Annotated in this window: 20 protein-coding genes and 1 riboswitch; of the genes, 10 read left to right on the top strand and 10 right to left on the bottom strand. The window is 45.8% G+C overall.

Annotated features, from left to right (window positions below; translation table 11 throughout):
- Positions 1 to 78: 78 nt before the first annotated feature.
- Together C1T21_RS24605 and C1T21_RS24610 are read left to right on the top strand one after the other, a co-directional pair.
- A complete protein-coding gene (locus C1T21_RS24605) occupies positions 79 to 1,515 on the top strand; it encodes a helix-turn-helix domain-containing protein (RefSeq protein ID WP_374703735.1) in 1,437 nt (478 codons plus the stop codon).
- Positions 1,516 to 1,813: 298 nt separating this feature from the next.
- Positions 1,814 to 1,981, top strand: a complete 168-nt coding sequence (locus tag C1T21_RS24610; protein WP_080682975.1) for an aspartyl-phosphate phosphatase Spo0E family protein — start codon at positions 1,814 to 1,816, stop codon at positions 1,979 to 1,981.
- Here C1T21_RS24610 and thiE read toward each other — a convergent pair.
- The 5 genes from thiE to C1T21_RS24635 form a co-directional block, all read right to left on the bottom strand.
- Positions 1,926 to 2,639 (bottom strand): thiamine phosphate synthase, encoded by a 714-nt coding sequence (gene thiE / locus C1T21_RS24615; protein ID WP_103050119.1) that lies wholly within the window; start codon positions 2,637 to 2,639, stop codon positions 1,926 to 1,928. The two genes, C1T21_RS24610 and thiE, sit on opposite strands and share 56 nt — an antisense overlap.
- Positions 2,636 to 3,466, bottom strand: coding sequence for a bifunctional hydroxymethylpyrimidine kinase/phosphomethylpyrimidine kinase (gene thiD, locus C1T21_RS24620; RefSeq protein ID WP_103050120.1), 831 nt, complete (start codon positions 3,464 to 3,466; stop codon positions 2,636 to 2,638). The genes thiE and thiD overlap by 4 nt, the downstream gene beginning before the upstream one ends.
- A complete protein-coding gene (gene thiM, locus C1T21_RS24625) occupies positions 3,463 to 4,305 on the bottom strand; it encodes a hydroxyethylthiazole kinase (protein ID WP_180984651.1) in 843 nt (280 codons plus the stop codon). Before thiM ends, thiD begins: the two co-directional genes overlap by 4 nt.
- 74 nt (positions 4,306 to 4,379) lie before the next feature.
- Positions 4,380 to 5,069: a thiaminase II gene (gene tenA, locus C1T21_RS24630; RefSeq protein WP_103050122.1), complete on the bottom strand. Its 690-nt coding sequence runs from the start codon at positions 5,067 to 5,069 to the stop codon at positions 4,380 to 4,382.
- A 138-nt stretch (positions 5,070 to 5,207) separates the two neighbouring features.
- A riboswitch (TPP riboswitch) is annotated at positions 5,208 to 5,310 on the bottom strand.
- Positions 5,311 to 5,402: 92 nt separating this feature from the next.
- Complete coding sequence (locus C1T21_RS24635) at positions 5,403 to 7,124, bottom strand: NAD-dependent malic enzyme (protein WP_103050123.1); 1,722 nt, start codon at positions 7,122 to 7,124, stop codon at positions 5,403 to 5,405.
- Between the two features lie 397 nt (positions 7,125 to 7,521).
- Here C1T21_RS24635 and C1T21_RS24640 point away from each other — a divergent pair, with 397 nt between their 5' ends.
- The 4 genes from C1T21_RS24640 to C1T21_RS24655 are packed head-to-tail and all read left to right on the top strand — an operon-like array spanning position 7,522 to position 11,994.
- Positions 7,522 to 8,643, top strand: a complete 1,122-nt coding sequence (locus C1T21_RS24640; RefSeq protein ID WP_025720385.1) for a glycosyltransferase — start codon at positions 7,522 to 7,524, stop codon at positions 8,641 to 8,643.
- Positions 8,644 to 8,647: 4 nt separating this feature from the next.
- Entirely contained in the window at positions 8,648 to 9,913 is a 1,266-nt protein-coding gene (locus C1T21_RS24645; protein ID WP_103050124.1) for a polysaccharide biosynthesis protein, read from the top strand.
- Positions 9,897 to 11,123: a glycosyltransferase family 4 protein gene (locus tag C1T21_RS24650; RefSeq protein ID WP_103050125.1), complete on the top strand. Its 1,227-nt coding sequence runs from the start codon at positions 9,897 to 9,899 to the stop codon at positions 11,121 to 11,123. Before C1T21_RS24645 ends, C1T21_RS24650 begins: the two co-directional genes overlap by 17 nt.
- The gene (locus C1T21_RS24655; RefSeq protein WP_013311659.1) at positions 11,083 to 11,994 is read left to right on the top strand and encodes a glycosyltransferase family 2 protein; all 912 of its coding nucleotides are present in this window, start codon (positions 11,083 to 11,085) and stop codon (positions 11,992 to 11,994) included. The genes C1T21_RS24650 and C1T21_RS24655 overlap by 41 nt, the downstream gene beginning before the upstream one ends.
- Here C1T21_RS24655 and C1T21_RS24660 read toward each other — a convergent pair.
- Entirely contained in the window at positions 11,962 to 12,666 is a 705-nt protein-coding gene (locus tag C1T21_RS24660; RefSeq protein WP_103050126.1) for a response regulator, read from the bottom strand. The genes C1T21_RS24655 and C1T21_RS24660 overlap by 33 nt on opposite strands.
- A 45-nt stretch (positions 12,667 to 12,711) precedes the next feature.
- Here C1T21_RS24660 and C1T21_RS24665 point away from each other — a divergent pair, with 45 nt between their 5' ends.
- The 3 genes from C1T21_RS24665 to C1T21_RS24675 are packed head-to-tail and all read left to right on the top strand — an operon-like array spanning position 12,712 to position 19,372.
- Positions 12,712 to 13,161 carry a hypothetical protein gene (locus C1T21_RS24665; protein ID WP_103050127.1) on the top strand — a complete coding sequence of 150 codons (450 nt, stop codon included), beginning with the start codon at positions 12,712 to 12,714 and terminating at the stop codon, positions 13,159 to 13,161.
- Positions 13,158 to 14,891 (top strand): ATP-binding protein, encoded by a 1,734-nt coding sequence (locus C1T21_RS24670; RefSeq protein ID WP_103050128.1) that lies wholly within the window; start codon positions 13,158 to 13,160, stop codon positions 14,889 to 14,891. The genes C1T21_RS24665 and C1T21_RS24670 overlap by 4 nt, the downstream gene beginning before the upstream one ends.
- Before the next feature lie 50 nt (positions 14,892 to 14,941).
- Entirely contained in the window at positions 14,942 to 19,372 is a 4,431-nt protein-coding gene (locus tag C1T21_RS24675; protein ID WP_103050129.1) for a hypothetical protein, read from the top strand.
- 42 nt (positions 19,373 to 19,414) lie between these two features.
- On the opposite strand, the gene C1T21_RS24680 is transcribed toward C1T21_RS24675, so the two are convergent.
- Positions 19,415 to 20,110 (bottom strand): response regulator transcription factor, encoded by a 696-nt coding sequence (locus C1T21_RS24680; RefSeq protein WP_103050130.1) that lies wholly within the window; start codon positions 20,108 to 20,110, stop codon positions 19,415 to 19,417.
- A 160-nt stretch (positions 20,111 to 20,270) separates the two neighbouring features.
- On the opposite strand from C1T21_RS24680, the gene C1T21_RS24685 reads away from it, so the two are divergent.
- Positions 20,271 to 21,629, top strand: coding sequence for a sugar phosphate nucleotidyltransferase (locus C1T21_RS24685; RefSeq protein ID WP_103050183.1), 1,359 nt, complete (start codon positions 20,271 to 20,273; stop codon positions 21,627 to 21,629).
- Between the two features lie 195 nt (positions 21,630 to 21,824).
- Here C1T21_RS24685 and C1T21_RS24690 read toward each other — a convergent pair whose 3' ends face one another.
- From C1T21_RS24690 to licT, 3 genes are all read right to left on the bottom strand, one after another.
- Positions 21,825 to 22,340 carry a thioredoxin family protein gene (locus C1T21_RS24690; RefSeq protein WP_103050131.1) on the bottom strand — a complete coding sequence of 172 codons (516 nt, stop codon included), beginning with the start codon at positions 22,338 to 22,340 and terminating at the stop codon, positions 21,825 to 21,827.
- 134 nt (positions 22,341 to 22,474) lie between these two features.
- Positions 22,475 to 24,331 carry a beta-glucoside-specific PTS transporter subunit IIABC gene (locus C1T21_RS24695; RefSeq protein WP_103050132.1) on the bottom strand — a complete coding sequence of 619 codons (1,857 nt, stop codon included), beginning with the start codon at positions 24,329 to 24,331 and terminating at the stop codon, positions 22,475 to 22,477.
- Positions 24,332 to 24,562: 231 nt separating this feature from the next.
- Entirely contained in the window at positions 24,563 to 25,405 is an 843-nt protein-coding gene (gene licT, locus C1T21_RS24700; protein WP_023990001.1) for a BglG family transcription antiterminator LicT, read from the bottom strand.
- Positions 25,406 to 25,631 lie beyond the last annotated feature (226 nt).

Genomic DNA, 25,631 nt, shown 5'->3' on the forward strand with positions numbered 1-25,631 from the left:
TAATGGAAGAAAAATGTTGACACATGTTAAAACTTGGTGAATAATTTGAGGTGAAAGTATAAAATTTGGATTTTTTGTATGAAGGGTGGTTATGACTTGGGACATACACCTACGATTTTGACGAAGTTAGAGGATTATTTAGGGGAAAACAATTTGACGCTGGCACAATTTGCCGAACATTCAGGTGTTCATCAAAGAACACTTAATAATTGGATTGCCAAGGATCGTCCTGTTGCTATACATCAGCTTGATCGGATCACTTGGGCTATGGGACTACCAGAAGGTTTTTTTTACGAACTATACATAGATAACTACATCATTGAGCGTTCCCCGGATTGGAGGCGAATTGAGCCGTTGTTGTTTCGCTGTGCGGAACTGGACAAGTTGGATGCTATCCAGCTTGTAGTGGGACATATTATGGACAACCTTCTATATTCCCCAAAGTTATTTGATGCAGCAGAAAAATTATTCGCACAAGGTCAGCACAATGCTGCATTGTTGCTCTACGAAGGGATTGCGGAAGGCGAGAAGTACCAGCACTCTGAACGTTTGGCTATCTGTCAGTATCGTCTGTTTACCATTCAGGTGGGTAACAATCAGATCCGAAATCTCAAGGCGGCTACACGATTTGAACCCTTTGTCGAACGTCTGAATGAAATAGATCAACTCGATGCGTTAAAAGATTTGGCGAATGTGTATCGTTCTCTGCGTGAATGGGACAAGCTCGATGCAACTGCTCGAAAAATGAGAGCCAAAGCGGAGATCCAATATTCTTTGAAACATCAACAGAAAAAGCGAGAGTGGGAGGAGTCTGAAAAGAGGCTGAGTCGCCCGATGTTTGTGTACATTACCTATGCTGATTTACTGTGTGCGAGTGTCTGTGAAGCCCAAGGCGATTATCAGCAAGCATTACAATTTACAAATGCCTACGCAGATTTAGATTGGGTGATCGAGACAGACCAGAAAACTCAACACTGGGTCAACTTGTTCAAGCATTGGGCAGAAGGTAATATTTATGTAAATAAACTCCTATCTGGAGATACGAATGTGCTTCCTCATTATGTTGAATATATTGCATCCACATCAATCACTACCGAGAATGAAAAGCTATCCAAGTTGCTGAACGTTATGATAGCTGCTAACCGATATGCAATAGATATCAATGATGTCCTTTCACGTTTTGAAGTGGAGATTAATTCTTTTGCTCTGCTATCACAATCTACTGATATGTACACCCAACAAGTGATGCCGGATTATTTTGCATGGTTTGGTTATGAACTGGCTTATTACTATTTAAGACGGGGAATGTTCAATGATGGCTTTAAACACTTAATATATGCATTGGTAAAAGCCCACATACTAAATAATGAGACTTATTTTATAAACTGTACGGGACTTTTTGCACATTTCCAAGCACATGCGCTTCCCGAAACAAGGGAAGAGTATTTCAAACTATTAGAAAAGGTGTGGTTAGACAATGTTGAAAAAAATGATTCTGCTGGTCATCGCAGCTAGCTTCTTGTTTATTTTATCAATGCCTGTTCAGTCGCATAACCAAAATCAAAGAATAACGCCTCAAGTACAAATTGGAGGTGCTTAAAACGGTTAGGTTGTATGTTCTAATATTCATTGAATCTTTTTATGAAAAAGAGCCTCGGTCCCGCTTTATTAGTGGAGACGGAGGCTTTTTTACGTGGATTTTGGGGCTTCGCTGTTTATGCAAACTTTTGGGATGTTCTTTTTTTGTTAGGCGCATCATTTGAAAATCCAAAAAACGTCTTTTTGTTATAAAATATGACATATAGGAGGGATCATGCTGATGAATCAAAGTGTGACTTTACTTTGTGTCGAACGAGCTAGGAAGAAACTGTACCAGGTCCAGAAAAAGTATGGATTTTTAACACATCCCAAAGTAATAGAACAATCTAAAAAGCTGGATGATTTGTTGAATCAATATCAAACATGTAGATCGGATCATTGAGAAATGAGACCATATTTTTCTTTAATTCCTTGACCGCACCTCTAACCTGCTCTGTCTGTGTCACGGCTGAAATCACCGCTACACCATCTGCACCTGCACGTGCGACTTCCTCAACACGGTCCACTGTAATACCTCCGATCCCAACAATCGGCACATCAATTCCCGCTTTACGCATCTCATATAAAATTGCCGGTCCCTGTACGGCATGGGCATCATCTTTCGAGATGGTGGGATAGATTGGCCCGACGCCGAGATAATCAGCACCTTGCAGGATGGCTCGACGTGCTTCCTCAATGGTATGGGCGGAGACGCCTAAAATTCGATTTCCGATCCGCTCGCGGACGGAATCGGCGGATTCATCGTCCTGACCGATGTGAACACCGTCGGCGTCGAGTTCAAGAGCCAACTCCACATCGTCATTGATGATGAAGGGGACACCAGCGTGACGGCACAGTTCCTGTAGCTGGCGCGCAAGTTCGAACATAGGAACGCCCGTTAACGCGCCGAGACCCTTTTCTCGGAACTGGACCATGGTTGCCCCGCCAGCCAGAGCCTCCTGCACGACCCAGCCTGGTTCCGCGAGGCAATTCACGCTTCCAAGCACCAGGTATATCTGTAGATGGCGGCGCACCACCTCTGACAATATTCTGCCGCTCATAGAAGCATCTCCTGACGACGTCGGTAGGCCCAATGATTGGTTGGGCCGTGTCCCTGTCCCAGAGACAACGTATTCTCAATCGCCGCCTGGATGAAGGCTTTACCATTCGAGATAGCCTCCGGTACAGACATCCCTTTCCCTAATTCCGCGGTAATCGCTGCCGAGAAGGTGCACCCTGTTCCGTGTGTATGGACAGTCCGTACTCGCTTGCCGCTCAGCTCTATAAAGGCGGTTCCGTCAAAAAGCAGGTCAACAATCTGTCCGCTGTTCTCGCTCTCGTCAGCGTGGCCGCCCTTGATCACAACGAATTTTGGTCCCATACTGCTAATATGTCTCGCAGCCTCGCGGCGATCCTCCATCGTATGGATACTGATCCCTGTCAGGGCTTCCGCCTCCGGGATATTCGGTGTAACGACCAGGGCCAAGGGGAGCAGGTCGTCCTTCAAAGCCTGCACCGCTTCCAGCTGCAGCAGTTCAGCGCCTCCCTTGGCAATCATCACGGGATCGACGACGACCTTTTTCCAGCCGAACTTTCGGATCTGCTCGCTCACAAGACGGATGATGCCGGCATTAAACAGCATGCCAGTCTTCAGGGCATCCACTCCAAGGTCTAATCCTACGGCTTCGATCTGTTCCGCTGTTGCTTCCTCTGGTAGCGGATATACGCCGTGGACTCCTAAGGTATTCTGTACGGTAACGGCTGTAATAGCCGACATGCCGTACACGCCAAGTTCTTGAAAGGTTTTGAGATCAGCTTGAATTCCAGCCCCGCCGCCACTGTCCGAACCAGCAATCGTCAGCGCTCTGGGTACACGAACGTCTGTCATCGCGCACCACCTGCTACTGTTGTTCCGGCTTCATGGATCGAGACATGCCCCTCTAGTGAACCTGTATGCAGTTTGGCCAGCTCGTCGAGAAAGGCAATCTGGAAGCTACCGGGCCCCAGCTCTGCGGTACGTGCTGCGGCTCGAGAAGCTGCTGCACCGTAAAATGCCAAACCTGCTGTACCTGCGAGCAGCAGGTTGGGTTCAACAGCTGCAAAGGCACCTAAAACAGAGGTCAGCAGACAGCCTGCTCCGGTTACCTTCGTGAGGAGCGCGTCTCCGCCGCTAATCATTCGTGCTTCGGCCCCATCGGTGATGACGTCCTCTTTTCCAGTAATGACAACCATCGTATTGAGCGTTCGAGCAGCCCGAATTGCCAGATCGACATGGCCGCTGTCAGCACTGTCACCGGCATCTACGCCTTTAATCTCACGCGCTTCTCGAACAAGATGTGCGACTTCGGCTGCATTGCCCCGCACCAATGAGATTTTGACTTCACTCAGGATTCGCAGTGCCGATTCAGTTCTAAAGCTCGTTGCTCCCGCACCGACCGGATCTAGCAGCACCGGAACACCGTGTGCATTCGCCGATTGTCCAGCAATGATCATGGCATCCACCAGTTCGCGGTTCAGTGTACCGATGTTTAACACGACGGCGCCTGCTATTTTTGCCATATCTGCTACTTCCTCGGGTGCATAGGCCATCACCGGGGAGGCGCCCAATGCATACAGACCGTTGGCCGTAAAGTTGGTGACTACCACATTGGTCATATTGTGAACGAGGGGTTTGCTGTTTTGTACCTTCGTCAGGAGATCCGAATAACTTTTTTTCCATGTACTCATAATGATTATCCTCTCTATAGTTGGTGGTTCAACAGGGCATTAAACGTACTTCACACATCGAATCGCCAGGCTGACTATTCCAAGACCGCTGCCTGCATCTGGACCGGCCATTCTTCCTGCTTATAAGCCATGTCCCAGAACTTATATTCCAGCTGGCAGCTCAGTATAAAATGCTCAATCATCCGCTCCCGCTCAGCAGCCGTTGCGTCTTCCGCCCAAGCATCTACACGTTCTCGGAACTTGAGTGTTGTATCATCAAGCTGGTCTCCATAGAAGCCAATCCATTCATAGAACGGATGAGACTCATCCGGCTTTACTTCATCCAGCAGCCTGCGACCAATCTCGGCATACGTCCACATACATGGCAGCAGCACAGCCAAGATCTCGCCCAGGCTACCCTCATGCGCAACCGTCAGCATGTGACGGATATAGTGATGAGCCGACGGAGCGAGCGGATATCCCTGCAACTCTTCATAGGTCACCCCTGCGACAGCACAGAAATTTTGATGCGGATGAACCTCGCTGTGGAGAATAAAAGAGATTTGTTCATTTAATACAGCCATATCCTCCCGATTCGTGCATTTGGAGATTGCGATGCCGTATATCCGCATGTAGGCGTTCAAATATTCAAAGTCCTGTTTTACATAGTGAATCAGCTGTCCCCTTGTCAAACTTCCTTCAGCAATACCTCTCACAAAGGGGTGCTCAAAAATCGCTTGAAAAATGCCGTCCGCCTGCCGACGGAGTTCTTCTGTAAAACTCAATTTCCCCACCTCCATCTAATTGAAGAGCAAGAAGTCCTGTAAGAAAACAATTCCGGAAAACGCTAAAAAGCCGCCCCGGAAAAATGGGAGCGGCTTCAACAATAGGTCCAATTCGCAAAAAAAGCGTTTGAAACCTTATATACGAAGGCTCCACTTTCCTACGCTAGTACGAACTAGATCAGGTTCAAAGGGTCCAAGATACGTTCTTGTCTCAGCCATAGCGGCTCCCCTAGTGGACTTCTATTCTTTTGACTATTACTGTACATACGTTCATACGCTATGTCAAACATAGTGTGCAAAATATGAAATTTCCTCTAGTTAGGTGTTTTGGGCTTAGTGAGGGTGATGAATTACATTTTCCACTGCTTTGACCTTGGCATATTCCGGTTTCCACATTGCATCTCGTATAGCTTGTTCCACATCTGAAATGTGCGCCTGGGCTACCTGATCCTGTATCGCGGCTTTTGCAACCGCAATCGCAACAGCGTACGAAACTTCGCGTAATTTTCGGATATGAGGGAGTAGCGCACCGCCAGGCGTATTCGAATCTACACCATTGGCAACAGCAACTGCTGCCGCTGTAAACATCGCAGGGGTAATCCTTTTGGCTTTAACCACAATCGCACCCAGACCCAGTCCCGGAAAAACAAAGGCATTGTTCGCCTGTCCAATCTCAAATTTCGTACCGTTATAGGTGACGGGCTCAAAAGGACTTCCGGTTGCAATCAGTGCTTTGCCATCGGTCCACCGGATTAAATCCTCGGGTACTGCTTCTGCAAGGTTTGTAGGATTGGACATGGGCATAATGATCGGGCGTTCTACATGTTTCGCCATCTCCTTGATGATCTCTTCAGAAAAGGCACCTGCTACACCGGAAGTTCCAATCAATATCGTAGGCTTCACCTGACGAATGACCTCTAGCAGTGGTATTTTGCCGTCACCCGACCGGGTCCATGAGCTGACTTCATCCTTTTTGCGCACATATGGTTTCTGATACTCCAATACGTCTTCCATATCTTCCATTAACAGCCCGCGATAATCAAAGGCCCAAAAGGACTTGAAGGAATCTTCTGCGGAAAGGCCGTCCTCGATCATAGCACCCCGAATTTGATCAGCATTACCGATTCCTGCAGCCCCTGGGCCGAAAACAAGTATTTTTTGTTCACGCAGCGGGGTCTTGGTGACACCCACCGCCGAAAGAATCGCAGCCAGGGTCACCGCTCCTGTACCTTGTATATCATCGTTGAAGGTGAGTATGCTTTGACCGTATTTATCTATAATATGGCGCGCATTTACGCTACCCACATCTTCCCAATGTAAAAGCGCCTTCGGGAATTGCGCTAACGTTTTGCTGATAAAAGTATCAATAAACTGGTTATAGGCTTCTCCGCGAACCCGTTTATGGCGGTTTCCGATGTACAGTGGATCATTCAGCAACTTTTCATTATTTGTGCCTACATCCAGTACAATTGGCAGCACCCGCCCGGGATGAATGCCTGCCGCAGCCGTATACACTGCAAGCTTGCCGATAGCGATGTTAATCCCCCCGACGCCCCAGTCACCAATCCCCAAAATACTTTCGGAATCTGTCACGACGATCAGATCTACATCATGGCCGCTCAAACCAGAATTATGGAATGCTTGTCCAATACCGTTCGGGTTATCTATCGACAAATATACGCCTCCAGGGCGGTTGTACTCGTGACTATATTCTTGAATCGCGGTTCCTACGGTCGGCGTGTAGACTACGGGCAGCATTTCACTCAAATGATCGGTTAGCAGCCGGTAGTAGAGTACGACGTTTCGGTTGTGAAGGTCGTTGAGAGAAGCATTTTTACGCAACATGGTGGGTTGTGCCAGAAACTGCTGATATGCCCGTACGCTCTGTTTCTCCAATGAAAGGACGGTTGGAGGAAGGATTCCTTCCAAACCCAGTTCTTTGCGTTCTTCTTCTGTAAAAGCGACACCTTTGTTCAAAAGGGGATTTGCCAACACATCCTTTCCCCGTAATGGAGTAGATAATGACCCATCGCGATTGACATAAAATGCTTCCATAGAAAGACCTTCCTTCTCTTCATTTTCATAACTATTCATAACGAAAGATGACATGTTGTCCATAGTATGGACGTGCAAATCTGTTTTATTCTTGCATTTATCTATGACAAAATAACCATATATATTTCCTTCTATTGATCTAAAAGAACTAATTTTCAATATAGATGCGCTAACTAATTCTGATGGTTTTGGTTCTGATGTATCAGGTCTAAATACTCTGTTTTTATTAAATATGAAAATCAGTTTTTCTTCTCTTATCTCCTTATATATCATGGAGTGTCAGCTATTTTGTTAAGGAAATATGAAGTATTTGGACATTAATTTAACTCCTATAAGCAAACATTCTTAATTCTTTTTCAACAAAATAGAACTATTCGGAGGAAAAGGAGAGGTTTGTGTGCAGGGACCTATAGCCATTTTTAGCGATAACGACAGGGCTATTGATTATCCCAATGTGATTTGTTTTTACCAATATATACAGTGCGAGGACACGGAGGCAGCTTCAGTCTACGAGAACGCATGTTGTTGCCTGATTGATTATAGGGAGCCGGGGCAGGCGGTGCAGAAAGCCAATCAGATCCGTAGCCAATTTCCGCAAATGCCATTGTTATTGGTGACGGATGTAACAATTCCGTTCAGTGATCAGCATATGGTGCAAATCACCGGAGTAGGCCGTTTGCGCCTGCTATTTTGGCAAGCCAATGACACCGAAGAAATGCTTTCGGAAATACAAAGCTTGCTCTATCCCGAGTATTCGACCAAAAGCCAACATATTGCATTTATCTTGTCTGTATATAACGAAGAGCAACGTTTTGTTCATGTCAAAACCTTTGCTGAACGACTGCAAGCCTTTATCCGCAGCCATATTATTGAAGGTTCGATTTATCTCATTGATGATGGCAGCCACGATGGTACGAATGCCTTGATTAAAGCGCTGGAGGCAGCCACGGACTTGTCCGTAAACCGGATTAATCAGAATCTTAGCCCGCTGCTTCAAACAAGGGAATTGGGACGCAATACACGTAAGGCAGGGACGTATCTGGAAGGGATGCGGACCATTGGTGCGGATTACTATGTATTTGTGGACGCAGATGACTCCTTTTTTATTGAGGATATTGCCAGAATGATTAATGTTGTTCAGCAGGGCTATTATGATGTCGTGATCGGAACCAAGGATATGACCGCTGAGAATCGATCTTTATTGCGATCTGTCGTCAGCTTTGGTAAGCGGGTCATTTCCCGTCCTTTTTTACCCACAGGTGTGGTGGATTCCCAGACTGGGCTTAAAGTGATGAGTTCGGTTGCAGTGAAACGGATGTTTCCGCATTTAAAGGAACAGCTCGGACTGGCGCTGGATCTAGAAATGATGTTTATTGCCAAGCGACTCCAGCTTCGTGTGCTGCAATTACCCGTCAAATGTATTGACCGGGATGGCTCGCACATCCATGTCTGGAAGGATTCTATTCGTTTTTTGCGCTCCATCATTGATATTTGGCGACTGGATCGGCGGGTGAGATAACAACGTGAACAACCGATTGCGATCGTTGATGTTTCCTCTCTTTAATGTGCTGCTTAACGGATTTAATTTTTTCTTCCACATTGCAGCGAGTTGGTATCTTACCGGACAAGCTTATGGCCAGGCGAATGCGCTGCTGGCACTTTTTGCACTTTTATCCGTTTTGGGTTTATCCATCCAGCTATTAACCGCCAAACTGGTCTCTAAGGGAGACCAAAAGCTTGCGCTACGAAGCTTACCGCTCGGTTCTCTATTACTCAAAGCACCTCTGGTGCTAACCGTGCTTGCCATGATCATTTTACTCATCTTTCATCCGTTACTGCGTTCGCTATTAGGCGTCGAATCCGGCCCGCTGTTCATGCTGTATGGCTTGATCGGACTGCATATTCTTGTGAGTTCGTGCCGCGGAGATTTACAAGGCAGGGAACGCATGTTGGCGCTCAATGTGAACTATTACATTGAGGTATTAGGGAAGTTGAGCCTGTTTTTTGTTCTGGCTGCACTAGGGTTAAAGCTGGAAGCGCTACTGTTAGCGAGCTGTGGAGGAATGTTGCTGTCGCTGCTCCACGGCTGGATCGTTTCGGCTCGTGGCTTGTCCCTTTTCACATACAGTGGAGAACATATCCCTTCTGGGCTATGGAAATCATTGGGTCAGGATTTCACCGATAGCCTTGTGACGAATTTATTTATTTTGTTTTGTATCTCCATCGACATGTTGTATGTACAGCATTACTTTCCCGAGCAGGCTAGTAGCTATGCCATTGCGCTGAAGTACAGCCAGTTGGTCTATTACGTTTCGTATAGCCTAATTGCTGCCTTTATTCCAAAGATCGGTGCGCAGGGGCATGACCGCCAAGCTTTGGGCAAGTTGATTGCCGTCTATGCCGGTTTAATGGTTATAGCTGCAATCTGTGTATATGTGGGCACGACCTTTGTGTTCCCTTCCTCTATTCCCATATTATTCGGAGTCTCTTACCAATCGGCCGAGGCCTATATTCCATGGGGAGGATGGGTGTACTGGCTATTTTCCATCGTGCTGTTTTTTGTGCATATGCACGTATTGGTGGGCAGACGCAAATTTATGTTCAGTCTGATGGCAGGAGCCGCTGCTTTATTAGTAGCCTTTCATATTGCCCACACAGATCCGGTAGATTTTTTGCTATCTGAGTTCATAGTTTACGGGGCTATGGCTCTCTACTTTGTGATAGACGCCTATGTGCATTTGTTCAAAATAAAGATAAAGGGGGATTTACCCCATGAATACCATACATGAACAGGACGGTAAAACCGTAGTTCTATTGCTTTCCTGGCGTGACATTCGTTCACCTAAAAGCGGGGGAGCAGAAATTTTCACCCACGAAATGCTTAAACGCTCACAGCAAGGCCGCTTCCAGTTCATTCATTTTTCACCCCAATTTGAGGGGATGCCTGAGCATGAAGTTATTGACGGTATTACGTATATTCGAAAAGGGAACATATACAGTGTTATTTATTATGCGATGCGCTATTACCGTCGTCATCGAGGGAAGATCGACTATGTGATTAACCAGGCAAATACGCATCAATTCTTTACCCGATTTTGGGTGGAGGCATCCAAACGAATTTTTTTCATACATCAGCTAACAAGGGAAATATGGTTTGAGAACGCCAAATTCCCGCTAAATGTTATTGGGTTTCATATGGAGCCTTTGATGCTTAAGCTGGCTCGTAAGGATCGGACGCTTACGGTATCTCCGTCTACTCGATATGATCTACTTAAGCTGGGCTTTCACCCGGATTGTGTCCATCTTTTACCGGAAGGCATTGAGTTTGATCATTGGCCGCGTGAACAATTTTTAACGAAGGAGCCTAATCCGACCTTTATGTACGCTGGGCGCTTCGTCAAATATAAAGGCATTGATCTGGTCGTTGAGGCCTTTGGTCAGCTCAAGGAAAAGTTCCCTCAGGCTATGTTATGGATTGCCGGAAAAACCGATAAAACCTATGTGGCAGAACAATTGTTGCCGATTATGAAACGATATGGATTGACATACGGAGAACCGGATGAACAGGGGCGATCGCAAGCCGATATTACCTTTTACGGATTTGTTTCAGCAGAGCATAAGCTGGAGCTGATGAGTCGTGCCCACGCGCTGGTGTTTCCTTCCTTGCGTGAAGGCTGGGGGTTGACGATTACCGAAGCGGCAGCCGTTGGAACCCCCAGCATTGTCAGCAATTCGCCGGGTCTGGTGGATGCAACGGATTTCGGGAAAAGCGGGTATCTATGCTTTCACGGCGACATCCGGGGATTATCTGAACAAATGGAAAGAGCAGCGAAGGGCGGCGAAGATTACATGGCCATTCGTGAGCGGGCGTATCAATATGCGTTAAGATTCCATTTTGATCATACGGCTGCTGCGTTTGAGCAGTTGATGGAAGATTGGGTAGAGGAGGCGGAACAGAGTGGACAAAGTGGTCATTCTCTTCTCCACGTACAACAATGAACGGACGATAGAGCCTTGTTTGCGAAGCTGTATGGGGCAAAATTACAAGGATCTGCATATTGTAATTGCTGATGATGGCTCCAATGACCGGACCGTTGAGACGATTCGTATGCTGTCGGCAGGGAGTTCAGTACCCGTAACGGTATTGGAGCTTCCCCATGGGGAGCGGGGAGTCGCTAGGGTCAGGGCGGTTGAGGAAGCGAAACGCTTGGGTGCCGAATACATATTTGTATTGGATTCCGATATGATTTTAGCCGAACATCTGATTCAGCAGAGCATTGACTTTTTTGACGATCATCAGGATATTGGCGCCTTGGTCGTTCCGGAAGAGGCGTATTCGGAAGCAAACAATTTTTTTTCCAAAGTGAAAGTTTTTGAGCGAAATGTGATTAACAACGCGGGTGAGACCTTGGGAAAACGCTCCATTGAAGCCGCACGCTTCTGGCGAATGAGCGCTTACGAATCGACGGGCGGGTTTAATGCGGAGCAGATTGCTTTTGAAGAAATACAGCCGACCTTGCGTTATATAGAGTCTGGCGGAGTCATTCGCCGGGCGGTATTTACACGGGTATACCATGATGAAAAACAGGTGTATCTGCACGATGTATTACGTAAAAAAGCCTACTACTTTTCGGTGATGGATCGTACGATGTCATCTGAAGAGGGAGGATTGCGAAAAGCGCTGGAACGTTGGTACTTCTTCCGTCCGGTGCTGTATACATGGGGGAATATGAAAAACTATATCCGTCACCCGTTGCTGACGATGGGGATGTTGTGGATGTATGTATGCCTGACTGTGATTGGGGTAGCCGCCGTGTTAAAGGGCGGCACCCGTCACTCAGGCGATCTCGCTAAGGCGGATAAGGCGTAAGGATGAATGGCCGAGGGTCAGTGTATCCAGCGTGTACAAGTCGGGATTGGAAGATTCCGACTCCTCATACGGTATATATAATGAATGCGTGGTTAACTGAATACCTTCCCCGTCAGGATGACGTAGTGAGCAGCCGACAGGATACAGCTCAGCGAGTGCAATGTGTACAGCGGTTACGATATCTTGTTCATTCAGCAGCACATAGGGTCGGTACGGTGCATTCAAAATGCTGTCTATAAAAACTGACAGGTCGGAAGCTACGTTCTGGTCTACATGTAGGTTGTTTCGGTTGAGTTTGGCCTGCTCAAGCGCCTCATACAGTATTTTTTTTAGCGTATCATCATCCAGTTCCAGCGGTTTCGTCAAAAAACGGAATACACCGACTTGATTAATCGCCGATAAAATGGACTGCGTATGCAGGTGACCAGACAAAATGATTCGTACGATATGTGGATAATCCTTCTTAATCATGCGAAGGAAGGTAATCCCATCCAGACCAGGCATGAGCAGATCGGAAACGACCACATCAATCGGGTGCTGTTCCAGCACTTGTAAGGCTTCTTTGGGCGTGTGAGCGGTATGTAAGGTGAAAGCTTCTTGCGTCAGGGTCCGTTCAAGCAGGGACAGAACCATAGGGCTGTCGTCAACAAATAGAATGTTTTGGGGTGTCATAAGAACTGCGCAACTCCAATCAGGAAGTAAGAAATGAGGAACTACATGTATAATATCAGCGTTTTGGCATTTTTGAAAGATGTCAATACAGAACGGGCGTTGCGTCTTTTTTGTGAACGATTTGATTCGGCTGAACATGCCCTCTGGGAAAAAGGTATGCGTCTCCTTCATCAGTATCATGCTGCACGGCATACAGGGGTGACCCTGGCTGTCTCCAGCGCACTTCAGCATATGGACGATCGTCATGATATTTACGTTGTTGATCTGCGAGAATACGGCGAGGAAGAGCTGGATCGCTTATACATCGCAAAAACATGCGAGTTGATCCTACTGACGGACGGGGCAACGGAAACCGCTGCGAAGTTTGCTGCCCTCCAGCGCCGCACTCCCCGGTTGCTATGCGCACGGCTACCGCTGGTCAGCTACGAGCTGGAATGCCTGATGCAGGCTATTTTGAGCCGTCTTGAACAAAATGGAGGGGACAGGGAAGCATGAAACAATGGGCTTTGTTGAAACCAGGTTGGCAAAAGCTGATTCTGTACCTGATCGTTCTGGGTGTGACAGTGTTCTTGGCCGCTGTGCTTCAATGGTTTGTTGTGCGGCAATTCAGTGGTCACTTGGCGGAGATTCAGAACGAGCAGCTCCAGTATGAGGTACAGGAACTTTCCAGCAGCATAACCGAGCGTTATGGCGCATGGCAGGCTGAACTGAAGGAGCTGTCGTCCAGTCTGGGCAGAGATATGCTGAATCAGGGAACACGTCAGTATCCTGAGGGGTTTAAGCGTGAAAGCGGGGCCTTTTATGTGCTGGATGAGCAGTATCATGTGATGGTCGGACGAGACAATCGTGAGATGAAAAGTGCGGTCCAGCAGATTAAATGGCTGCAAAATGGTTGTGCAGTAAGCTCTTTTGTGACAGAGGATCATCAGCCTGCCCAGTATATAGCATGCAGGATTCAAGGAGCGCAGATGGGCGGTTTTATGGTGCGCACGGTTGACGCTGATATGCTCAGTGGGATTATTAAAAGTAAACCGGTTAACCAGCATGAGACTTTATTTTATAATGGTCAATTTAAGGTCGTAGCTTCCCGAAGTACTTCGGATATTAACCGAACGGACATCACGGGCGTAACCCGTAGGCTGCTGGAGGGCAATACAGGTATCATCGAAGATGGCGGAGAGAAACACGGAATAGGATTCAGCCGCATTGGGGAAGAGGCCCTTTACATATCGGTTAAGGATGTCAGTGAGGATACAGCTCAGCGAATCAGCTCCTTTCGCAAACAGTTATGGATGGTCATGGTTCTGATATTGTTCATTTTGTGGGCCATGCTCGTACAGTTCCGCAAACGGATTGTAAAGGATGCCATCGTGAACAATCAGGTGCGTGACCAACGGCGAGATGAAGATATGCGTCAGCAGCAGGACACGTATTATTTGCCGTTAATGCAGACGATTGAGCAGCAGCTGCAAGAGTTGCAAGAGCAGACTAGCCGTCTCACGGGCGGCGACGATTTGAAACTGCTGGGATTTTATCATGATCTAGCAAACCGCTTTGAAGCGGCTTCGAGTCAGGGAAAAGGAGCCTCTCATGAGGAACTGGAGTATTTTCGCGAGTTGAATGAAAATTTCATCCAGGGTCGTCTCAGACAGGAATCCTCATTGGGAGAGTTACTGACAGGAGTCCGTAGCTTGCGCGATGAGCTGGAAGAGAAGATGCATGATAATAGTGGAATTAGCTTTACAGATATGAATGAAGTATTGTCTGAGTCGCTGAAATGGGCGAACCGCTCATTGAACATGAAGAACATTCAAGTGATCTTGCGGCAAGAGCCTGTTCCATCGATTGCAGCACAAGCACCCATGCTGTACAAAACGATTCAGGGGCTGCTGGAAAATGCAGTTCAGGCCATGGGCCAAGGTGGAGAGCAGCCTGAGGATCAGGAAAAGAGCCGAACAGGTCTGCGGTCCAAGCGGCAATCTCAAGTGCTTAAGGTTAGCTCACGGCTGGAAGAAGGAGAAATTATTATTAACATTGAAGACACGGGCGGCGGGATTGATGATAAAATGCGTTGGAGCTATTTCCAGCCAGACTATTCCCAAAACTCGCAGGAGCATGCGTTCAGCCTGTATCATATGGATGCATACCTGAAGACCATAGGCGGTCGTTTAAAGCTGCGTAATACCGATCAGGGCTTGCAGGCAATCGTTCGTTTGAGAAGATAGGCCCAAGATAACCGACAGATATACGAGAAGTTCAAGAGAGGGGGACAAGCATGAAAAAATGGATATTTCGCTACCGCTACGATATGGCGGCAATGATGTTGATGCTGATTGCGATTGTTGCATATCTTGCACCCATCTATGGACCAGGGCAAATTGTGTTTAGCGACATTGCTTTTGGAGCCACCTCTCATCGGTATCTGGAGGAAATAACCGGGGTATGGAACGAGCGATGGTCTACCTCGACCTTGTTCAATGCTCCACGTATCCTGTACATCTTGCCCTTCTATGGACTGTCACTCTTATTTGACGAAAGCGGCCCGGTCTTGCTCAAGTCGTTTATTACAGGCTTGTTATTTGTTTCGGCATTTTCGATGTATGCCTTTGCCAAGCGTCTGGTTAGCGTGTATTATTCACCAAGCTTTACGAAAACACGTATTTTTGCCATCATGGCCGGCTCGTTGTTTTATGCGCTGAATCCATGGGTTATTTTCCGCATTCAGCATATTTATTTGCTCTGTGGATATAGCTTGTTTCCGTTAATGCTGCGATTCTTTTTCAGTGCGGTGGACCCCAAGTTTCAAATTCAACAAATTAAAAACTATCATCCCCACAAGTTGTATCAGCGAAACTGGATCGACCTGTTCCTGTTGGCTGCGGTATTCACCGTTAGTGCTGCGGCCATTCATTATTTTTTCTTCGGCATGATTTATTTGGGATTGTTCACCTTGTTGCTATTGATCAAACTAACCTGGACCCACCGTAAGGCTGGTCGCAGCTATTTGCAGCCGTTATACGGCAATTTTTTGCGTAAAGGGATCATTTTTGGCGTGTTTTTCGGTCTGCTCAGTTTTTATTGGTTGTCTCTATATGTCGGTAGCATGTTGATGGACGCTCAAGCGTCTCAGCATAATATCAATGTCGTGGATACGTTATCTCTGTTCAGCCGCAACAGCAGTTTATATAACGTAGGTTATTTACTGAGCTATTGGTGGCCTATGTTTTCCTTTTCCTCACTGCCTAGCATGTTTTATGTAGGAGGAGGATTTTTGTTGCTATTGATCGGGTATGCAATGGTGACACGTTCACATAAAAATCCGATTATTCTGATCTTCTCGCTACTTACGCTGCTGTTTCTGGTTGCAGCTACCGGGACGACGTTCCCATCCATTGCCAAGTGGTTTGTCATTTTGGTTACGAAAACCCCTGTGATTGGTTCGGTTTTCCGTGATCCTAACAAATTTATTGGACTGATTGCCCTTAATTTCGGGGTGTTGCTGACCTTTGGTGTCATTCAATTTATGGAATGGTTCGGATCATCCCCGTTGCAGCGTGTATATAAAAGGCTGGCGGTAGTTATCGTTGTCTTGTGCCTCGGGGTATATTTTGCTCCCTTGCGTACTCAGTTTATTGAGGGGTACTACAAGCCGGTACAAGTGCCGGAGGCTTATAGTCAAATGGCTGAAAAGCTGACTGACCCCGATCGTTTCGATAGCAAGGCATTATACTTTCCGATTGCTGACAATATGATTCAGAGCTATAACGGAGTAGCCACGCCCAAATGGAATAAAGGGAAGACCGCAAACGAAAAGGCAACCGGAGATTTTCAGGTATACTCTTCTCCTAAAAATACGATCTTTCATCATGAGGGGAATGATCCCGGCATTACATACTATATGAATTTTCTGCAGTATGTTATGGACAACGGATTAAGCTCCCGATTAGGCTGGCTGTTCTCTACCTTTGGGGTCAACCAGTTGGTCTATCATGATGAATATGTGGGGCAGGAGAAGCGGCAGGATTTCCACCTGTCTCAGCTGGAAGGTCAGACCGGGTTGAAACGTACGTACCAAAACGGGCTATTTTCCATATTCAATCTCGATCAGACACCGCCCTATATGAACATCCTTGCGAGTAAAATTGTAACACCTTACGGTTTTAGCCGACTGGAGAGCTACAGTCATCTGCCTGGTTTTGATTTTAACCGCTTTGGAGTGCTGTTCAGTGCGCTAAGGCCTGAGCTAAAAACCATCCAGACGATTAACAAAGGGGATTATGTGGAAGCGGCGTCCTTTAATGACTTGCTGTTGTCACAGCTTCCAGCAGAGGATTACTTACGGCCTTTTGATGCCATTGAGGATGGTAATGCCTTTTTAAAATGGTCCAAAACCTTTGCCTCGACCAACGATTGGTTATGGTATTTATCCTCCCAAAATATACGGAACTTTCCGTTCGATATGGAAATGGATGCAGGGATTGCGGTCACCTTTGCCAGTAAGAAGCTGGATGTGGCCCCGTATCAGATGAGCAGCATCGAAGGGAAGACGGTCGTAGACTTTGATTCCATGTTGCGGACCGAAACCTTCTTCAAGCCGGATAATCCGCAGTTGTTCAGTGTGCAGGCTAATCCCCGTGAGGAATTGAATGATGTGCCAACTCTGCACGGCGAAATTATGAAGGGAGACCCGAGTAATATATGGCAGGTCGCTAGATCGGGTTTGCTGGAAGCCAAGGAAAATAATCCGTATCAGTTCCAAATCACTGTTTCTGGCCGCGGGACGAACAAAATGCATGTGAAAATGAGATTTTACGATAAGCAAATGCGTGAACTGGGGGTTAGCTATGTCGTGGCGCCTTCGGAGGGATATAATTTTGACAGTGTGAAATTTTACGGGGAATACGTGTCGCCGCCCGGCAGCTATTGGATGCGAATGGATTTGTTAACCCTACAGCGTCCACAGCAAAAAAATTACTGGTGGATTCATGATATCCAGCTGCGTGATTTGGGGCAATATAGCAAGCCTAACACGTTTACGATGCACAAAAAACTGGATCAACCTCAAACCTCGCATGTATATGCCAGAGTGTTTATGAATAAGGCAGGCGGGAAATTACAAGTCACACTGCCGGACAAAGAGGTTAGTATCAAGACTCAGGATGATGGTTTAAACCAATTTCAATGGGTGGACCTGGGAGAACATGTTTTTCCCAAAGGAGATACTCCAGTCACGGTTAATAACCTGCAAGGCTTTAATGCGATCAATCAATTTGCGATTGTGCCTACAGACCAGCTAGATCAGCTATCTTTTCCCGTGGAGCAGGCATTGAAGCGGGGCAAGCTCTTTTTCACCTTGGAGGCAGAGAACGATTTTAACGCCGAAGGGAATGTGCAGACGGAACGTGCTTTACCAAGACTTAGTATGGGGCGGGGGATCAGCTATCAGAAGGGGACGTTAAGCAGGGATGTGGAAGTCGCCAAAACGGGAACCTATGCCACAGCTATTTTGGCTAATCTCCCCGCTGGGTACCAGGGGTCATTAACGATGAAGTGGACGAATGAAGAGACCGGAGAGGTGTTGACCAGAACGATTCATACAGGGGAGTCTTATAAGCGGTTACCTACTACCTCTTTATCCGAAAAGCAGGTTATTGAAACGGTGCCCAATCAGGATGGTTTTTCCAAGAAAATCATACAGATTCCCGGTCTGCTGAATGACTACGGCCGAGTCGAATTTAAAAATCTGTTCCTAACCAAGGGGAAGTATCGCTTAACCCTTGTGCTGAATAGTCAGGTGCCGTCATTGAGCCGTTTTGGAGATATTCATCGAATGGCTGCGCAGGAAGTGACGGTGATGCCGGGGGAGGATACGAAGGAATCATTGAGCACGACGGATGTCGGATGTGTGGCGGATATTCGACCTGGGCAGACGAATCTGTCAATCAAGGACACAGGATTGTCTATCCGTTACGCACCTAGCTATTCCTGTGACTGGAATATTTATGCGTCCAAGAAAATGAAGGCAGAGCCGCTGCAAGAGTATGCCGTTCAGTTAGATGCGCGATCAGAACAAATTGGAAGTCGGCATATGAAGGTCATTTTTTTGAATAAAGCGTCCCAGGTTCTCCAAACCTCCTATATTGATGAGGTGGAGGAGAGAGATAAGGAACAATGGAATCATTATGATCAAATAGTGAAGGCTCCGGCAGGAACTGCCTTGATGCAGTTTCAGATTTTGGCGCATGCGCACAAGAAGCAGTCAGGCTTATTTCAAATGAAGCAATATTCCATCATCCCTTATCAAGCCATGATTACAGTGGATCAGTTTACGTTGTTTGAGGGAACGGATATGGATACCTTTTTTATGGCTCCACATGCTTCGGAAAGCATTCAGGCTACTCGTGAAAATTCCATGGAACGCAGTTTTACGCTATATAATCCAACGCATGAGCAGGTGCTGATCCGGGAGACCGAATCACCCAATCCACTGTGGGAGTTCAGGCTGGGTAGCGAAAATCAGCGAGCCCGTCTGTCCGTCAATGGAGTGACTACCGGATTCATTACCAATGGTAACGGGAACGGGAAAGTCGTCGTTATTCTGGCTTCCGCCTACCGTTTCGGCTGGGTACTGTTCCTCATAGGGATACTGGGTGGAGCAGCTTGTTTTCTTCCTTATCGGCGATGGAAGAAGCGAAATCTTCCATAAAAAGCAAGCTGCTCAGTGGGGAAATGGGTAGCCATGATACGGCTACATCTCATATTTGTAGCCTCTGCCCCAGACGGTACGGATATGCTGAGGATTTTTAGGGTCACGTTCTATTTTTTTGCGAAGGCTGGAAATATGTACGTCGATGGTACGATCCAGATAAGCGCCATCTCCGCCTTTGATCCGATCCATCAGCTCGCTGCGGGTAAAGACTTTACCTGGATTGCAGGACATCTCTTTTATAATGGAAAATTCAATTTGAGTGACTTCTATTTCTTGGTCATCGACTAACAGGCTATGACGGTAATCATTCACCCAAACCCTTACCTTTTTAAGCTTTTGAGTTACCGTTTGCGATTCAATGGGCATGTTGGGGCCACAGCGGCGCAGCAGGGCTTTGATGCGCGCATTTAGCTCTATCAGACTGAACGGCTTGCATAAGAAGTCATCTGCTCCGTCATCCAGAGCCTTTATTCTTATATTCAGCAGGGTGTTATTAGAGATGACCAGCATAGGGACCGTGGTAAATTGACGGATTTGGCTGATCAGCGCACATTCGACTTTACCGGAAAACATCAGAGCGGTCACAATAATATCCGGCTTAAAACGCATAAGTGTAGGAATTGCAAGTTTAGAGTCATAAATAAGCTCGATATGATAGCCTTCCTCCTGAAGATGAAGAGCAATCATATCTGCCAAACTTTTTTGATCTTCAATGACGAGTATTTTTATGGGCATGACTGACATCTCCTGTACAGACAAAGATACAATAGCAGTGCATAATCATGTATTTGCCACGATAATACATACTTATGTATTCGGCAGAAATGCGAAAAATGAACAGTCTTATAATGTAAGAAAAATATTAATTTACAGGAAGAAGGTTGCATCTTTGCGAATGATTTTATTATCTGGAGGTTCGGGTAAACGTCTGTGGCCCTTATCCAATGTGAACCGTCCCAAGCAGTTTCTTTCCATACTACGTCACGACGAACGGCCCGAAAGTATGCTGCAACGAATATGGAGGCAATTAGATGAGGCGAATTTGGCAGATGAGGCCTATTTTTCGACGAGTGGAACTCAGGCCGAGCTGATCCGGGGGCAAATTGGCGGAGATGCTGTAGTCATTGAGGAGCCGACTCAGCGGGATACCTTCCCGGCCATTTCCCTAGCTACGGCCTACTTGCATGACGTTACAGGCGCATCACGCGACGAGATCGTAGGGGTCATGCCTGTGGACGGATATGCGGGGGATGAATTTTTTGAGCATTTGAGCAGGCTTCCTTCAATATTAGAGCAATCAGGAAGCCATATCGCATTAATGGGGGCTGCTCCAACGGAGCCATCTGATAAATACGGATACATTGTGCCTTCATCCTCTTCTTCACTTGACCAGCCATATTATAGAGTTAGTTCATTTGTAGAAAAGCCGGATCTGATCCGTTCAGAAGCGTTGATCCGTGAAGGGGCCTTATGGAATTGCGGGGTGTTTGCTTTTAGACTGGGCTTTTTGTTGGATATTCTGGAGCAAATGGGTTTACCAGCCGACTACAATTCTCTTTCGACAAATTATGCAGACTTGCCTAAAACTAGCTTCGATATTGCGGTAGTAGAGCATACTCATAAGCTCTCCGTGCTTCCATATCATGGAGAGTGGAGAGACTTGGGCACATGGGATTCGTTGGTGCGGGAAGTAAGTTCGAAGCTAAGTGGCCCAGGATATATTTCAGAAGCTTCACATAACTCGCATATCATCAATGAACTGGAGATTCCGGTTAGCATCTGGAATGTTCCAGACATTATCGTCGTTGCTGGTCCAGATGGCGTGTTGGTTACGGATCGACAGTCGTCAACAGGAATTAAGGATATGGTGGCGGAAATTGAAATCGGCCCGCGTTTTGAGGAGCGTTTCTGGGGAAAGCAAACTGTATTATCCCATCAGCAGGCGGCAAGTGGATTGCAGACAGTGACCAAACGCGTGGTCATTTCGAACGGGAGATTTATCAGCTATCATGAACATCAGTTCCGTAAAGAAGTTTGGACCATAGTTTCAGGAACTGGAAGTGTCTCTATCAATGGCGTGACACAGACAGTCAGCCCAGGTGAAGTCATCGTAATAGAACCCGGTACAAAGCATTTTATAGGGGCAGTAGAGGGAGATTTAGAATTCATTGAGTCACAAATCGGACATATCGTATCCGAAACAGATATTATCCGATATGAATTTCCTGATTCGATTGACGACCATACTCTATGAAGTGTCTACAATATAGGGACTGATAGATACGAACGAGGTTTATCAGAAGGCAGTGAAGAGTAGTAGGAACTATTTTTTATTAGAGCTTAGATGACCTGTACATTCCTAAAAAAGGTATTCATGCATTATACACATGGATACCTTTTTTGCATAAACAGTTCTTTGTGTTTGTAATAAAATGAATAGAAAAGAGACTTATAAAATAATTTTCTTGGAAGTCAGCCACTCTTTTACAGCGTCCGTACTGAGGTCTCTTTTAGGCGTCCATTCTATTTTATCAACCAGCTTGCCGTTTCTGAATTCTGCAATGGTGGGGGTGTATTTAACGTTGTAATCCTCTTTGAATTTATTCCATTGGGGCTTGTCCTTATGGATTTTGTGAACGTTCAAAAAAGTAATTTTAGAGCCTAGATTATACTGTTCGATCATCTTGTTAAAGTTAGGCTCAAACCGATTGCAGTCGCCACAACTCGGTCTGCCGACATAGACAAATACACTTTGATCCTGTTGAATCAAACTCTTAAAACCATCAAATGTAACCGCATTCAAGTGGTCATATATTTCTGGGTAATTGCTTTTGCTCGCTTGAATTTCTTTTTCTTTTTGTTGAACAACCTGCTCCAGGTCTTGAAATTTAACTACAGCTGAAATAGCGATACCAATGACAAGCAACACAATGACACTTAACCCGGCGATATATCCTTTTTTCACAGAAATCCTCCTTTTTTTACATTCTTACACTTACAATAAATGATATTTCCATTTTTCGCTGTAACACTTGTCTCATTATGTATAAAAAAAGAAGCTTTCCATGGGGAAAGCTTCTTTAATCTGAAAGTTAAACGTTAGACCACAACAGTCAACAAGTAATCCTCACGCTTCACTTCAGTTTCCATTGTGTTCAACACATCCAGGTATTGAGCGGAATTTGTTACGATAATCGGCGTAGCCGTAGTATAGCCTGCTGCCTTAATTTGCTCGATATCAAATTCAAGCAACAGTTGTCCTTGCTTAACTATATCGCCTTCCTTGACGCGTTTGTCAAAGAATTGTCCTTTCAACTTCACTGTATTAACACCCACGTGAATCAGAATTTCTGCTCCGTCATTGGAAGTAATACCGATTGCATGTCCGGTCGGGAATACTGTCGTAATCGTTCCATTGACAGGAGATGTCAGCACACCCTCTGTAGGATCAATGAGGATTCCTTTCCCCATAGCACCTGAAGCAAAAGCAACATCAGAAGATTGTTCCAAAGGCAATACTTTACCTTGCAGTGGGCTTACGAGAATTTCTTTCTCGATGGCCACTTCTTTCTTTACGGGTGCAGCTTCTGTTTTTGCAGTTTCTTCTTTTGGATCATCAAAGCCCAAAATCATAACCAATACAACTGCGAGTACAAAGGCAACGAGCAAACCGATGACTACCCACAAGAATCCAGGTCCGAAATAAGTCGGTAACGCCAGTAGACCCGGTAATGCAAAGGATTGTGCGTGCGCTCCGCCAGAAGCGATAATCGCCCCGCCGATTGCCCCGGAAATACAAGCATAAATGAACGGCTTTTTCAATTTCAAAGTTATGCCATAAATTGTTGGTTCTGTAATCCCGAAAATAGCGGCCAGCGTAGAGGAACCTGCCAAAGCCTTCATCTGAGTGTTCCGGGATTTCAGGAATACCCCCAATGTTGCACCAGCCTGAGAAAGTACGGCTGCTGTAAGCATCGGAAGCATTGTGTCATAGCCCAATGTTGCAATATTCGACAGCATGACCGGAACGAAGCCCCAGTGCACGCCGAAAATAACAAACACTTGCCAGAATGCCCCGGCAACAGCCCCGGCAATTAGTGGGCTCAAGTTGTATACCCATGTAAAACCGTTTGCCAAGCCCTGACTGATCAGGTTACCTACTGGACCAAAGGCCAGAAATGTTAACGGAATAACGACTAGGAGCGAAAGCATCGGCACGATAATGTTTTTAACCGATTGATGGATAAAGGAATTGAACCAGCGTTCCACATAGGACTGAACCCAGACCGCGAGAATAATTGGAATGACACTGGAACTGTAATTAATCAGAATGATCGGAATACCTAGAAACGCCAATCTTTCTGGGTTGCTTACCGCCGCTATAACTGCTGGATAGACGAGAGCTCCGGCGATTGCCACCGATACAAAGGTGTTTGTCTTAAATTTACGGGACGATGTAATAGCCAAAAACACAGGTAGAAAATAGAAAACACTGTCGGAAGCTGCACTTAGGATCAGGTACGTACCGCTTTTATCATTAATCCATTGAAAAGATAAAATTAACGCCAGTAGCCCTTTAAGCAAACCTGCCCCGGCAAGAGCACCGAGAATGGGAGAAAAAATGCTGGAAATGATATCGACCGCTTTGCCAAGAAAATTCGTTTTTTCAGAAGATTCTTCTCTTGTGGCATTAGGATTGTCTGCATCCTGCAAATTCGTTTCTGCCATCATATGCTCAAACACTTGACCTACATTGTTACCGATGACCACTTGAAACTGGCCGCTGCTTTCCACTACTGTAATGACACCAGGGGTTGCTTCCAGTGCGGCTTTGTCTGCTTTTGTACGATCATTTAATTTAAATCTCAAGCGTGTAGCGCAATGGAATACCGAATTGACATTCTCTTCGCCACCAACGAGGGTCACTATTTTTTTAGATAGTTCTTTATCACTCATGTTCAGAACTCCTTATGGGTTATTCTTGCTACTGATAGGATTTACTGTTTACATCTGTTGCTAAGATGCGCCGGCGTGCACCTTTTTAAACTTGTAAACAAGAAAAACCTAAACTCGTGGTGAAAACTACGCACTCTCCTATAGAGGAACGTCGATTTCACCATCAGTTTAGGTTTTGCCTGCCTTACCAGTCACAATCCATGAGTGATGAGAGATATGAAGTTGTTAGTGTTATATGTTATTACGCTCAGTTACCCGATGAATATGGATAGTTAGATATACGTATTCATCCTTGCTTAAATATTGATCGTATGTTTTTTCCAGATACTCATTGATCTTTTGGGCACAAGCAAAAGCTTCGGTATACGTCTGCTTCACCTGGTTGTACAAAAATTCTTCACCACTGTGAATGACTTCTTTGCGAATCACTCGCATCGCAAAATATTGCAAATGTGTCAAAAATCTCGAATAGCTAAAAGAAGACTCATCCAGCACAATTCCGTAATGATACGTAATAATGTTCAAGATATGTTGGACAATCTCAGTCATTTTCAGTGTAGACTTCATTTCGTTACCATCGATCCGTGCATTCACCATATGCAATGCAATAAATCCCGCTTCATCTTCGCCCAATTTTACTCCGAGCGTATTTTCAATTTTTTGGAGAGCATCCAGCCCAACGGCAAATTCTTTTTTGTAAAAGCGTTTAATTTCATACAGCATCGCGTTTTGGAGTGCCAGTCCTTTTTCTTGCCGTTGTATGGCAAAATGAATATGGTCGGTCAACGTTAAATAAATATTATCGCTTAACTCCGTATCCAGCACTTCCGTTGCATGGGTTACGATTTCATTCACGACCTCCAGATGAGACACTGGAATATCGTTCAGCAGCTCAGTTAATTTAGCCGTGAACTCGTTTTCATTTAACATGAAAATCTTATCTATTTTATCATCATCGACTTGATCGCCAGCCACCTTTTTGAAGGAAATACCTCTTCCCATCACGATGACCTCTTTGCCTTTATCGTTTTTAGTCAATAGGACGTTGTTATTGAGCACCTTCTCAATAATCATTGAAGTTCCCCCTCCCATCCTTTACCAATAAAAAATGCCTAAGCACAATTCAACACTATTGTTAGCAATAGCACTCAATTGAACTCAGGCATTGCCCGCATCACCGGTCACAATCCTTCGATATAGTGCTATTGTAGCACAAAAAAAAGCGATTTCAACATATTTTATTCTGATTCGACAAAAAATATTTCATATCAAGGCCCTTTTGCCTAATTTGCAAGTAAAT

The organism is Paenibacillus sp. F4 (genome assembly GCF_002894905.1).
GTDB lineage: Bacteria > Bacillota > Bacilli > Paenibacillales > Paenibacillaceae > Paenibacillus > Paenibacillus polymyxa_B.

Excerpts from the sequence above, each read along its gene's own strand:
- C1T21_RS24695 (WP_103050132.1), bottom strand. The coding sequence starts at position 24,331 with ATGAGTGATAAAGAACTATCTAAAAAAATAGTGACCCTCGTTGGTGGC.
- licT (WP_023990001.1), bottom strand. The coding sequence starts at position 25,405 with ATGATTATTGAGAAGGTGCTCAATAACAACGTCCTATTGACTAAAAAC.
- C1T21_RS24680 (WP_103050130.1), bottom strand. The coding sequence starts at position 20,110 with ATGCCCATAAAAATACTCGTCATTGAAGATCAAAAAAGTTTGGCAGAT.
- C1T21_RS24605 (WP_374703735.1), top strand. The coding sequence starts at position 79 with ATGAAGGGTGGTTATGACTTGGGACATACACCTACGATTTTGACGAAG.
- C1T21_RS24650 (WP_103050125.1), top strand. The coding sequence starts at position 9,897 with ATGAATACCATACATGAACAGGACGGTAAAACCGTAGTTCTATTGCTT.
- C1T21_RS24675 (WP_103050129.1), top strand. The coding sequence starts at position 14,942 with ATGAAAAAATGGATATTTCGCTACCGCTACGATATGGCGGCAATGATG.
- thiE (WP_103050119.1), bottom strand. The coding sequence starts at position 2,639 with ATGAGCGGCAGAATATTGTCAGAGGTGGTGCGCCGCCATCTACAGATA.
- thiD (WP_103050120.1), bottom strand. The coding sequence starts at position 3,466 with ATGACAGACGTTCGTGTACCCAGAGCGCTGACGATTGCTGGTTCGGAC.
- thiM (WP_180984651.1), bottom strand. The coding sequence starts at position 4,305 with ATGAGTACATGGAAAAAAAGTTATTCGGATCTCCTGACGAAGGTACAA.
- C1T21_RS24670 (WP_103050128.1), top strand. The coding sequence starts at position 13,158 with ATGAAACAATGGGCTTTGTTGAAACCAGGTTGGCAAAAGCTGATTCTG.
- C1T21_RS24660 (WP_103050126.1), bottom strand. The coding sequence starts at position 12,666 with ATGACACCCCAAAACATTCTATTTGTTGACGACAGCCCTATGGTTCTG.
- C1T21_RS24665 (WP_103050127.1), top strand. The coding sequence starts at position 12,712 with ATGTATAATATCAGCGTTTTGGCATTTTTGAAAGATGTCAATACAGAA.
- C1T21_RS24610 (WP_080682975.1), top strand. The coding sequence starts at position 1,814 with ATGCTGATGAATCAAAGTGTGACTTTACTTTGTGTCGAACGAGCTAGG.
- C1T21_RS24685 (WP_103050183.1), top strand. The coding sequence starts at position 20,271 with ATGATTTTATTATCTGGAGGTTCGGGTAAACGTCTGTGGCCCTTATCC.
- C1T21_RS24635 (WP_103050123.1), bottom strand. The coding sequence starts at position 7,124 with ATGGAAGCATTTTATGTCAATCGCGATGGGTCATTATCTACTCCATTA.